The sequence below is a fragment of the Actinospineispora acaciae DSM 45401 genome, from assembly GCF_000620785.1.
GTDB lineage: Bacteria > Actinomycetota > Actinomycetes > Mycobacteriales > Pseudonocardiaceae > Pseudonocardia > Pseudonocardia acaciae.
In genome coordinates this window covers 1-11,489 of record NZ_JIAI01000040.1, presented here as the reverse complement: position 1 = coordinate 11,489, position 11,489 = coordinate 1, and the positions used below count along the sequence as shown (strand labels likewise).

Below are 11,489 nucleotides of genomic sequence, written 5' to 3'. Positions count from 1 at the left end.
GCCCGGATCGAGTCGGCTCCGTTATCCGGCGCCAACACCTCGCGCAGCCGCAACACCTCGGCCACCACCACCCCCGAGGTGGCGGTCGGGCTCGACCGTGGCCGCCGCGACCGCTCCCGCCACTCGCCCTCGGCCGCGACCCGCGCCCGATGCCGATAGAACGTGCGCGGATTGACCCCATTGGCCCGGCACCACTCCGCCACATTGTCGATCTTCACCTCGGCGACCAACATCGCGTCCAGGAAGCGCATCATCGCCTGCTTTCGCGCCATGACCAGCCGTCATAGCGTCGATCAAGCGACACATGCCTTGAGACACACCATGCGACACAACTCATGAGACTGGAGAGTCGCTATGGCGGCCCTAGCCACTCACGGGTTAGGGCTCCAGCGGCTCCAGCGGTGAGGGGTAGTGGCAGGCGGCGTGGTTGCCGGCGCCGGACCTGTCGATCAGCTCGGGCTCCTGCTCGGCGCAGATCGCGGTGGCCTTCCAGCAGCGGGTGCGGAAGCGGCAGCCGCTGGGCGGGTCGGTCGGGCTGGGCACGTCGCCCTCGAGGATGATCTCCTTTCGGTGGTGGCGGGAGCGGACGTCGGCGGAGGGTATGGCGCTGAGCAGCGCCTGCGTGTACGGATGGCCGGCTCGGACAGCACGTCGGGGCCGGACTCCACGATCTTGCCCAGGTACATCACGAGCACCCGGTGGCTGATGGCGCGCACGCCGGCGACGTCGTGCGCGATGAGCAGGTAGGCCAGCCCGAGCTCGTCCTGCAGGTCCATCAGCAGGTTGATGATCTGCGCCTGGATGGACACGTCGAGCGCGGAGATCGGCTCGTCCAGCACCAGCACCCTGGGCTCCAGGGCCAGCGCCCGCGCGATGCCGATGCGCTGCATCTGGCCGCCGGAGAACTCGTGCGGGAACCGGTCGGCGTGCGCGGCGTCCAGGCCGACCAGCTCCAGCAGCCGCTCGACCACACCGTTCTCCCGGGGCAGCCCCTGCACCCGCAGCGGCTCGGTGACGATGTCGCGCACCCGCATCCTCGGGTTGACCGCCGCGAACGGATCCTGGAACACGATCTGCACCTCGCGCCGCAGCGCGCGCAGCTCGGCGCGGCTGGCGCGCGCGAGGTCGGTGCCCCGGTAGGTGATGGTGCCGGCGGTCGGCCGCGCCAGCCCGACCAGCGCGCGGGCCACCGTCGACTTGCCGCACCCCGACTCCCCCACCAGCGCCACCGTCTGCCCCCGTGCCAGGGTGAAGTCGACGCCGTCGACGGCGTGCACGATCTCGGCGTAGCCGTGCCGGGTCCGCCTGCCCAGCGGGAAGTGGATCGTCAGCCCCTCCACCCGCAGCAGTTCTTCCTCCGGTAACACGCCCGGCTCGGCCACCGCTCCGTACTGTTGCGACTGAGTCATAACGGTCCTCACTGGACGATCTCGTCAACGAAATGGCACGCGGACAGGTGGCCGTCGGAGACCGCCGCCCGAGGCAGAGGCCGCTCCGTCAGGCACAGCTCCCGGTCGCCGCGCAGCGTGCAGCGGGGAGCGAACGAGCAGCCGGGCGGCAACGCGGCCGGGTTCGGCGGCAGGCCGGGGATCGGCGTGAGCCGCCGGCGCCCGCCGTTGACGGGCAGCTTGCTCGGCGTGCTGCGCAACAGCCCGACCGTGTACGGATGCCGGGGGTGCTCCAGCACCTCCTCCACCGGCCCGGTCTCCACCACCCGCCCGGCGTACATCACCAGCACCCGGTCCACGTTCTGCGCCACCAGGCCGATGTCGTGGGTGATCAGGATGATGCCGACCTGGGTGCGGCCCTGCACCTCGCGCAGCAGCCGCATGATCTGCGCCTGGATGGTCGCGTCCAGCGCAGTCGTCGGCTCGTCCGCGACCAGCACCTTCGGGTCGCAGCTCATCGCCATCGCGATCATCACGCGCTGGCGCATGCCGCCGGAGAGCTGGTGCGGGTACTGCCGGGCCCGCTTCTCCGGGGCTGGGACGCCGACCGACTCCAGCAGCTCGACGGCCCTGCGGTTCGCGGCCGCCTTGTCCGCCCGGGACGGCCTGCGCCGGTGGCTGAGGATCCCCTCGGCGATCTGCGCGCCGATCCGGTGCACCGGGTTGAGCGAGCTCATCGGGTCCTGGAAGATCATCGCCACCTCGGAGCCGCGCACCGCGCGCAGCTCGCCGCGATCCAGGCCGACCAGGTCGCGCCCGTTCAGCATGATCTCGCCGGACACGATCCGCCCGGGCGGCCGGGGCACCAGCCCGAGGATGGACATCGCCGACACGCTCTTGCCGGAGCCGGACTCCCCGACGATGCCCAGCGTCTCGCCGGCGCTCAGCTCATAGCTCAGGTCGGTCACAGCGGCGACCTCGCCGCGCTTGGTGTCAAAAACCGTCGTCAAGTTCCGAACGGACAGGCACGTCGTCATTGATGCACCTCATGTGTTGGCAGTACGCGGGTCCAAGGCGTCGCGCAGCCCGTCGCCGAGCAGGTTGAACGCCAGCGCCGCGACGAAGATCGCCAGCCCGGAGGTCAGCGAGTACAGCGGGTCGGTCTGCAGGTACGTGGTGCCGTCGCGCAGCATGCCGCCCCAGGTCGCGGTGGGCGGCGGCAGGCCGAGGCCCAGGAAGCTCAGCCCGGCCTCCACCCGGATGGTCACCGCCGCCGTCATGCTGCCGATGACGACCAGCTCGGTGCGCAGGTTCGGCCAGATGTGCTTGAGCAGGATCCACGGCGGGCGGGCGCCGAACACGATGCTGCTCTTCACGAACTCCCGCTCCCGGAACGCCAGCGCCGGCCCGTGCGAGAGCCGGGCGAACACCGGCACGATCCCGATCACGATCGCGATGGTGATGTTCCACATGCTCTGCCCGAACAGCGCGACGAACAGCAGCGCCAGCACCAGCCCCGGGAACGCCATCAGCACGTCGACCACCCACATGATCACGCGCTCGGTCCGCCCCCGGAAGTAGCCCGCGACCATCCCGACCGGGATCCCGATGACCATCGACAGCAGCACCGACGACACGCCGATGATCATCGACACCCGGGTGCCGTGCACCAGCCGCGCGTAGATGTCCCGCCCGAACTGGTCCAGCCCCAGCCAGTGCTCGGCGCTGGGCGGCTCCAGCTGCGCCCGCACGTCCTGGCGCGCCGGGTCCAGCGAGGTGAACAGCTCCGGGAAGACCGCGACCACCACCAGGAAGGCCAGCACCAGCCCGCCGATCACCAGCAGCGGGTTCAGCCGCCGCAGCCCCAACCCCCGTGCCTTCGGCACGTCCGTCACCACGGCGGGCGTGATGCTCGCCGTCGCCAGCTGGCTCCTGGTCATGAGTGCACCGCCACTCGGGTTCGCGGGTCCAGCACGTGATAGATCGCGTCGACGGCCGCGTTGACCAGCACGATCACCGCGGTGATCACGATGACGCAGCCCTGCACGGTGGTGTAGTCGCGCGACTGCATGGCGTGCACCATCAGGCTGCCCAGCCCGGGCCGCGCGAACACCGCCTCGATCAGCACCGCGTCGCCGACCAGGACGATGAACGAGATCCCGGTGATCGACACCAGCGGCAGCGAGCCGGGCTGCAGCACGTGGCGCAGCAGCACCCGCCCCTCCCGGACGCCCTTGGCGCGGGCGGTCCGGACGTGGTCCTCGCCGATGATGTCCACCATCAGCGACCGGGTCACCCGCGAGGTGAACGCGATGCTCACGATGCCCATCGCCAGCGCGGGCAACAGCAGCCGCTCCAGGTTCGAGGCCATGTCGTCGAACGGCGCCGCCCCGTTCGTCGGCAGGCCCAGCGGCAGCGCGATGAACAGGATCAGCAGCACCGCGACGAAGAAGCTCGGGAACGACAGCCCGATCAGCGAGCCGATCCGGCCGATCACGTCGGGCAGCCGGTCCTTGCGCACCGCCTCGTACATGCCCAGCGCGATCCCGCCGACCTTGCCGATGACCAGGCCGGCGACCGCCAGCTCCAGGGTGTGCGGGAGCACGGACAGGATCGACTCCATCACCGAGCGCCCGGTGGTGAGCGACTCGCCGAGGTCGCCCAGCACGAGCTGCCCCAGGAACCGCCCGTACTGGACCCACACCGGGTCGGCCAGCCCGAGCTGCTGGTTGATCCGCTCCACCTGGTCCGGCGTGGCGTCCTGCCCGAGTATCGCGATGGCCGGGCCGCCCGGCGTGAGCCGGATCGCGAAGAACACCGCCGTCGACACCACCGCCAGGGTCAGCAGCAGCCGCCCGACGAGCTTCAGTGCGTACCGTGGCATCCCGCCTCCCTAGCTCACGCCGCGCTGCCCTGGACGGTCTTCAGCGACGCCGCCCACACCTCGGCGAGCACCGGCAGGCTCTCGATCGAGGTGCGGGCGATCAGCGTGGTGGCCACGCAGTGGTGCCAGCGCGTCTCCAGGTCCCGCTGCACCTTCTCCGGCTGCCCGACCAGCGCGACCGCCTCGACCATCTCGGTCGGCACGGCGGCGGCCATGCCCTCGCGGTCGCGCTCCTTGAACCGCGCCACGATCTCCCGGCACACCTCGTCGAACCCCTGCCTGGCCACCGAGTTGTAGTGGAAGTTCATCCCCTCGGCGCCGTTGGCGGCCACGTGGAACGCCAGCGTGGGGCGCAGCCGGTCGGCGGCGGTCTCCACGTCCGGGCCGAACGCGACGGCCACGCCGGGTGCCACCTCGAAGTTCTCCGGACGCCCTCCGGGCCGGCGCGCGAAGCCGATGTCCAGCCGCTCCCGGTACCAGGCGTCCATCTCCGGGGAGAAGTTCGTCGGCAGCCAGCCGTCGGCGATTTCGCCGGCCAGCGAGATGTTCTTCGGCCCCTCCGCGCCCAGGTAGATCGGGATGTCGGTGCGGACGTCGCGCAGGCCGGTGCGGATGGAGCGGCCCAGCCGGGTGCCGCCGTCCACCGGCAGCTTGTACGTCTTGCCGTCGTAGGCGACCCGCTCGCGGGCGAACGTGTCGCGCATGATCGCCATGTACTCGCGGGTCCAGCCGAGCGGCCGCTCGAACGGCACCCCGTACCAGCCCTCCACCACCTGCGGCCCGGACACCCCGATGCCGACCACCGCGCGCCCGCCGGAGAGCCGGTCCAGCGTCATCGCCGCCATCGCGGTGGCCGTGGGCGCGCGGGCCGCCATCTGGGCGACGCCGGTGCCCAGCCGCATCCGCTCGGTCTTGGCGCCCCACCAGGCCAGCGGGGTGAACGCGTCGGTGGCGTAGGACTCCGAGGACCACGCCGACTCGTAGCCGTGCGCCTCGGCGACCTCGGCCATCGCCGGGTCCTGCATGTACGTCGAGCACGCCAGCTTCTCGATCACGAACCGCTCCTCGACCACTGGAAGCCCTGGCCGCTCTGCCGGCGGGCCAGCTGCGCGGTGCGCATCACCCGGTAGCCGGCGCGCACGGCGGCCTCGTAGGGCATCTCGACGGACTCGTGGAAGTACCGCTTGGCCATGTGCACCGCGTAGGTCGGGTTCGCGGCGACCTGGGCCGCCAGCTCCCTGGCCCGCTCCTCCAGCCGGTCGGCCGGCACGAGCTCGTTGACCAGCCCGATCCGCAGCGCCTCCTCCGCGGCCACCCGCCGGCCGGTGACCAGCATGGACATCGCGGCCCGGGTGCCGACCACCTCGCGCAGCCGGGGGATGCCGTTGCCCTGCACCAGCCCGTGCGTCACCTCGGGGTGGCCGAACACGGCGTTGTCGGCGGCCACCACCAGGTCGGTGAGGTTCACGATCAGGGTGCCCAGCCCCAGCGCGTACCCCTGCACCGCCGCGATGATCACCGGCCGGGCGAAGCGGAAGTTGTGCGAGACGTCGTTGCCGGTGGACACCTCGAAGGACTGCTCGCGGTCCTGGCCGAGGTGGTCGCCCAGCTCGCTGAGGTCGGTGCCCCCGCAGAACGACTTCCCCGCCGCCCGGAGGATGACCGCGCGGCAGTTCTGCAGGTCCTCGCTGGTCAACACCGACCCCAGCAGCCGGTGCATCTCGAAGTTGAAGGCGTTCGCCTTTTCCGGACGATTCAGCGTGATGATCCCCACGCCCTCATCGCCTTTGTCGAACTCGACAACAGGCATTACCTATACTCCTTATTTACAATTCTTGACATTAGGATCAACCGTCGCTTTGTAGCTCGCCTGCCAGTTGCCCGGAATCGAGACCGGTGGCTCGACGCCGCCGAAGGTGAACCCGCACACGGCGCCGTAGGTCTGGCGGGTCAGCAGCAGCGGCTTGACCACCGCGTCGGACAGGAGCTTGTCGTTGATCTCCTGCCACAGCTTGACCTGCTGGGCCGGGTCGGGCTCCTGCTCGGCCTTCTCGATCAGCGCGTCCGCGCCGTTGTAGCCGCTGAAGTTCTGCCCCGGGCGGGAGCCGCCCAGCGTCGCGGACGGGCCGTAGAAGAACGAGTTGAACGGGATCTGCGGGTTCGGCCGATACGAGATCAGCGTCATCATGATCGGCATCTTCCCGGTGAGCATTTCCTTCTGCCAGGTCGGCTGGTCGACCTGTTTGATCGACAGGTTCACGCCGACCTGCTTGAGCTGCGCCTGCAGGATCTGGAAGGACGTGATGTCCGGCGGCGCCGAGGTGGTCATGTCGAACCCGTTCGGGTATCCGGCGGCGGCCAGCATCTGTTTCGCCTTTGCCACGTCGAACGGATAGGAAAGGCCGGCCTGCTCGGTGTGCGCGTCGGGCACCCCGCTGGGCAGCGTGTCGCCCCAGGCGCTCAGCGTCGCCGTCGCCGTCCGCGCCCCCTCGTTGGCCACGTAGTCGTCGCGGTTGACCGCGTACGCCAGCGCCTTGCGGACCTCGGGGTTGGCCGTCGGGCCGTACTTGGCGTTGAACATCAGGTACCAGGTGCCGAACACCGGGGTCTGCACGGTCTTGAAGCCGCCGCGCTTCTCGATCGCCTCCAGGCCCTTGTCCCCCGTCGCGACCGGCGGGGCGATGTCCAGGTCGCCGCTGAACAGCGCGGCCTGCCGCGCCGTGTCGTCGGCCAGGAACCGGATGCTGAACCCGGCGGCCAGCGGTTTGCCCAGGTAGTACTGGTCGTTGGCGCGGACCTCGATGCCCTGGCCCGGCGTCCAGCTCTGGAACACGAACGGCCCGGGGCCGACCGGGTGCTTGCCGAACTCCACGGCGCCCTCGGCCTCCACAGCCTTCTTGCACACCACCAGGCCGCCCTGCCAGTTGGCGATCGTCGGCAGGAACACCGCGGGCGACACCGGGTACTTCATCGTCACCGTGAGCGTGTCCTTGTCGACCACGTCGATCGAGCCCCACGCGCCGTAGCCCGCAGAGTGCGTGGACTCGGCGGGGTTGCCCGCGCGCTTGAGCGAGAACGCCACGTCCTCCGAGGTCAGCTCGTAGGCCGGGGTCTTGCGGCCGGCCGGGCACATCACGCCCTCGCGCAGCTCGATGGTCCAGACCTGCTTGCCGTCCTTCACCGTGGCCTGCGGCACGGCCTTCGCGATGCCCGGCTCCAACGGCGCGGTCGCGTCACCGGTCTTGTAGCGGACCAGGCCGTCGAACAGCATCATCGACAGGCTCCGGTCGGTGGGCTGCACCGCGCGGACCGGGTCCATCGAGGTGATGTCCTGGGTGGCCACGCCCCAGCGGATGATCGGCCGCTCGCCCTGCGCCCGGCTGCCCCCGCCGCAGCCGCTCGCCACGAGCACCAGCGCCACCGCCGAGGCCAGCGCCAGCACCAACGGCCCAGCCGCGATGCCGCGTCGCCGTCTCATGGCTCGCGGCGCGCGTCGGCGGCCATGCGGTCGCCGTAGTGCGCCTCCCGGGTCATCAGGCTGACGTCGCGGGCGTACTCGAAGGCGTGCGCGTGGTCCAGGTCCAGGGTGGACCTGAAGATCCGCTTGGTCAGGTGGATCGCGGTCGGCGACTTCTTCGCTATCAGCTGGCCGTAGGCGAGCGCCTCGGTCATCAGGTCCTCGGCCGGCACCACCCGGGTCACCATGCCGATCGCCTTGGCCTCGGCGGCGTCGATGAACCGCCCGGACAGCAGCAGGTCCATGGCCTGCAGCCGGCCGACGACCTGGCTCAGGCTCACCGCCACGGTGACCGCCGCTATGCCGTGGTTGGTCTCCGGGTAGCCGAACGTGGCGTTGTCCGCGGCGATCACCACGTCGCAGGACATGGCCAGCGCGCACCCGCCGCCGACGGCGAACCCGTTGACCGCCGCGATGACCGGCTTGGGCACCCGCAGCAGCCGTTCGTAGATGCGGTCGGTCTCGATCGCCTCCAGGTAGCGCGTCCAGAGGTTGTCCGGGCGCGGGCCGGAGCGGGCCTCCTTGAGGTCGTGGCCCGAGGAGAACGCCTTGCCGGTGCCGGTGACGACTATCGCGCCCACCTCGGGGTCGGCGACCGCCTCGTCCACCGCGTCGTGGAACAGCCGCATCGCCTCGCTGTTCAGCGCGTTGCGGACCTCGGGGCGGTTGAGGGTGATGACGCGGACGCGGTCATCACCGCTGGTGAGGACGACGGCCATGCGGAACGCTCCTTCTCTCCGACGAGCAGCCGGACGGGGTTGTCGGTGAGGATCGAGTCGATGACGGGATCGGGGACGCCGGCCGCGCGCAGGTCGGGGACGACGTGGGTGAGCAGGTAGGCGAACCCGGGCCCGCCGGCGCGGGCGCGGTCGCCGGGCAGGCACACGTCGTGGGACAGCAGCAGCCGCGACGCCCAGCCGCGCTCGACCATCTCCACGATGTGGCGGATGCGCCGCCGCTGTTGGAACGGGTTGCGCGGGCCGTTGCGGTCGTAGCTGACCATCGCCCCCCGGCGGGCGACCTGCTCGTGGTAGTCCAGGTAGGGGTACATGTCCAGGTGCGCCACGGCCACCCGGCGCAGGTCGACGCCCTCCTCCTCCAGCACGTCGAGCTGCCAGCGGGACACGTCGCACTTGACCGCGTGCAGCACCAGGCCCAGGCCGGTCTCCCGCTGCGCCCGCGCGCAGGCGCGCAGCACCCGCTCCTCGGCGCAGGACAGCCAGGAGTGGTCGGCGCCGATCTCGCCGATCACGCCGGGGCGGATGCCGTGCACGCCGGTGGCGATGTCGGCGAGCAGCCGTTCGGTCAGCTCGTTCACGCCGACCTTGTTCATGTCCTCGGCGTAGAAGGACTCGCGGTACCAGCCGCAGCCCATCACGATGTGCACGCCGGTCTGCTCGGACACCGCGCGCAGCAGGCCGGGGTTGCGGCCCAGCCCGCCGCTGGTGCAGTCGATCAAGCTGGCGCCGCCGGCCGCCCGGAACGCCTGGAGGTCCGCGACCGCGTCCTCGGAGGCGTCCAGCGTGGGATCCTCGGCCTTGACCAGGTCGCAGACCACGTGCTCGTGCGGCAGCACACGGCCCAGCTCGGAGGCCGGCACCGGCCCCCGGACCGTCTGCACGTACGGCTGCCCGGCCATCGGTTACCCGGCGTTCCACAGGTCGTCGCGGTCGGAGTCCAGGACCACCTCGGCGATCCCCTCCGGCGCGGCCACCAGCTCGACCTCGGTGAGCTTCTGGGCGTCGTGCAGGCTCCAGCCCGGCACCAGCTCGCGCACCACCGCCCTGCCGTGCTCCAGGTCGATCACGCCCACGTCGGTGACCAGCCGCGACACGCATCTCGGGGCGGTCATCTCCAGCTCCAGCCGGTTCACCAGCCGCCGGGGCCTGGGCAGCAGCTGCAGGGCGACGACCACCCGCCGCGCCCGGAACGCCAGGTCCTGCGCGCCGCCGATGGCGCCGGCCACCGCGCCGGGCAGCCAGAAGTTGGCCAGGTCGCCGTTCACCGCGACCTGGAAGGCGCCGAGGATCGTGGCGTCCAGGTGACCGCCCCTGATCAGCGCGAACGACTCGGCGTGGTCCATGACGACCATCCCCGGTCGCGGGATCACCGGCTGGCGCCCCGCCGTGGCCAGCGACGGGTCGACCTCGTCCTGGGTGCGCGCCATCCGGCCGTGGCCCAGCACGCCGTGCTCGCTGTGCAGCAGGATGTCGTCCTCGTCGCGGATGAACAGGCTGCACATCATCGGGATGCCGACCCCGAGGTTGATCACCTCGCCGTCCCTGAAGTCCTGCGTGATCCGCAGGGCGATGCCGGTGCGGCTCAGCGAGGCCGCTCTAGCTGTCGTCGTCACTTGTCGCGTCCCCTCACCATCAGGCTTTCCGAGCTGCGCACGATGCGGTCCACATACGGCCCCGGCGTGACGATGTGGTTCGGGTCGAGGTAGTCCACGATCTCCTCGACCTCGGCGATCGTGACCTTCGCGCTGCCGGCCACCACCGGGTTCGTGGTGCGCGCGCCGTGCCGGTAGACCAGGTTCCCGAACCGGTCGGCCTGGTGGGCGGCGACGATCGCGAAGTCCGGGTGCAGCGCGGTCTCCAGGATGTGCGGCACGCCGTCGAAGTGCCGGACGTCCTTGCCGATGCCGATCTTCGTGCCGGCCCCGACCGGCGTGTAGAACGCGGCGATCCCGGCCCGCCCGCAGCGCAGCCGCTCCATGAGGCTGCCCTGGCCGATCAGCTCGATCTCCACGTCGCCGCGGCGCACGCCGTCCTCCAGCGGCCCGCCCGCGGAGAACGTGGAGATCGCCTTGCGGACCTGGCCCAGCTCGGCGAGGTACCCCACCGGGTAGACGCCGTCCTCCGGCTCCGGGATGGTCACCTGCCCGGCGCGGCGGTTGCGGGTGCCGTAGTTCTGCGAGCCCGCGCGGCCCCGGCCGGACTCGCAGGCGATGATCGTCAGGTCGCGCAGGTTCCGCTCGCTGATCGCCTTGATCAGCGTGCTGGGGACGCCGGGCACCCCGACGAACCCGCCGAAGGCGATCATCGCGCCACTCTCGATGTCCGCCACGGCCTTGGCGGCCGACTCCACCACCTTGTTGATCATCAGCTACCTCTCGGAGGATGGGCATCACGGTCGGTGTTCGCCGCGCGCGGGCGTCCGCGCCGGACGGGAGAGGTCGGGGTCGCCGTGGACCGGGCGGCGTAGGCCCGCACCAGCAGCCGCACCCGCGCGCTGGCGTCGCGCATGTGGATCTGCATGGTGAGGTACGCGGCCTCGGGGTCGCCGGCGGCGATGGCGTCGGCCACGGCGCGGTGCTGGGCCGCCGACTCGGACAGGCGTCCCGGCTGGCTGAGGTTGCGAAAGCGCAGCAGCCGGACGCGGCCGCCGAGGACGCCGAGCGCGTCGCGGAGTCCGTCGCTGGCGGCCATGGCGAGCAGTGCCTCGCGTCGTTGTTCGAGCAGTCGGACGTAGCTGGGGACGTCGTTGTCTTGTGCGGCTTGTTCGAGGTCGGTGAGGGATTCGTGGAATGCTGCGCGCTGTTCTTCGCTGCCGCGCTCGGCGGCCCAGGAGGCCATCAGCGGTTCCAGCGCCGTCTTGATCTGGTAGACGTCGGTGATCTCCTGAACGCTGATCTCGCGCACGAACACCCCCACCCTCGGGGTGATCTTGACCAGACCCTCCACACTGAGCTGCTGCA

12 protein-coding genes and 1 pseudogene are annotated in these 11,489 nt (G+C 70.9%); all 13 read right to left on the bottom strand.

The window, feature by feature from the left end; translation table 11 throughout:
* On the bottom strand, positions 1 to 272 hold a 272-nt coding region (locus N912_RS0147430; protein WP_028927934.1), incomplete at its 3' end, for a helix-turn-helix domain-containing protein.
* A 106-nt stretch (positions 273 to 378) separates the two neighbouring features.
* Positions 379 to 1,409: pseudogene (locus N912_RS59420) on the bottom strand (ABC transporter ATP-binding protein).
* A gap of 8 nt (positions 1,410 to 1,417) precedes the next feature.
* On the bottom strand, positions 1,418 to 2,398 hold the full coding sequence (locus tag N912_RS59415; protein WP_211261652.1) for an ABC transporter ATP-binding protein: 981 nt from the start codon (positions 2,396 to 2,398) through the stop codon (positions 1,418 to 1,420).
* A 36-nt stretch (positions 2,399 to 2,434) separates the two neighbouring features.
* On the bottom strand, positions 2,435 to 3,328 hold the full coding sequence (locus N912_RS0147415; RefSeq protein WP_037070370.1) for an ABC transporter permease: 894 nt from the start codon (positions 3,326 to 3,328) through the stop codon (positions 2,435 to 2,437).
* Positions 3,325 to 4,272 (bottom strand): ABC transporter permease, encoded by a 948-nt coding sequence (locus N912_RS0147410; RefSeq protein ID WP_028927932.1) that lies wholly within the window; start codon positions 4,270 to 4,272, stop codon positions 3,325 to 3,327. The genes N912_RS0147415 and N912_RS0147410 overlap by 4 nt, the downstream gene beginning before the upstream one ends.
* 14 nt (positions 4,273 to 4,286) lie before the next feature.
* Positions 4,287 to 5,327: an LLM class F420-dependent oxidoreductase gene (locus N912_RS59410; RefSeq protein ID WP_211261651.1), complete on the bottom strand. Its 1,041-nt coding sequence runs from the start codon at positions 5,325 to 5,327 to the stop codon at positions 4,287 to 4,289.
* Complete coding sequence (locus tag N912_RS59405; RefSeq protein WP_084212091.1) at positions 5,324 to 6,082, bottom strand: enoyl-CoA hydratase/isomerase family protein; 759 nt, start codon at positions 6,080 to 6,082, stop codon at positions 5,324 to 5,326. The genes N912_RS59410 and N912_RS59405 overlap by 4 nt, the downstream gene beginning before the upstream one ends.
* Before the next feature lie 12 nt (positions 6,083 to 6,094).
* Positions 6,095 to 7,750, bottom strand: coding sequence for an ABC transporter substrate-binding protein (locus N912_RS0147395; RefSeq protein WP_084212090.1), 1,656 nt, complete (start codon positions 7,748 to 7,750; stop codon positions 6,095 to 6,097).
* Positions 7,747 to 8,508: an enoyl-CoA hydratase/isomerase family protein gene (locus tag N912_RS59400; RefSeq protein ID WP_051581798.1), complete on the bottom strand. Its 762-nt coding sequence runs from the start codon at positions 8,506 to 8,508 to the stop codon at positions 7,747 to 7,749. The genes N912_RS0147395 and N912_RS59400 overlap by 4 nt, the downstream gene beginning before the upstream one ends.
* Positions 8,430 to 9,428, bottom strand: coding sequence for a phosphotriesterase family protein (locus N912_RS0147385; protein ID WP_028927930.1), 999 nt, complete (start codon positions 9,426 to 9,428; stop codon positions 8,430 to 8,432). Before N912_RS0147385 ends, N912_RS59400 begins: the two co-directional genes overlap by 79 nt.
* Before the next feature lie 3 nt (positions 9,429 to 9,431).
* Positions 9,432 to 10,142 (bottom strand): CoA-transferase, encoded by a 711-nt coding sequence (locus N912_RS59395; RefSeq protein ID WP_037070369.1) that lies wholly within the window; start codon positions 10,140 to 10,142, stop codon positions 9,432 to 9,434.
* Positions 10,139 to 10,894 carry a CoA transferase subunit A gene (locus tag N912_RS0147375; RefSeq protein WP_028927929.1) on the bottom strand — a complete coding sequence of 252 codons (756 nt, stop codon included), beginning with the start codon at positions 10,892 to 10,894 and terminating at the stop codon, positions 10,139 to 10,141. Before N912_RS0147375 ends, N912_RS59395 begins: the two co-directional genes overlap by 4 nt.
* Positions 10,894 to 11,489, bottom strand: a 596-nt coding sequence (locus tag N912_RS0147370; protein WP_028927928.1) for a GntR family transcriptional regulator, incomplete at its 5' end; no start/stop codon positions are given. The genes N912_RS0147370 and N912_RS0147375, both read right to left, overlap by 1 nt.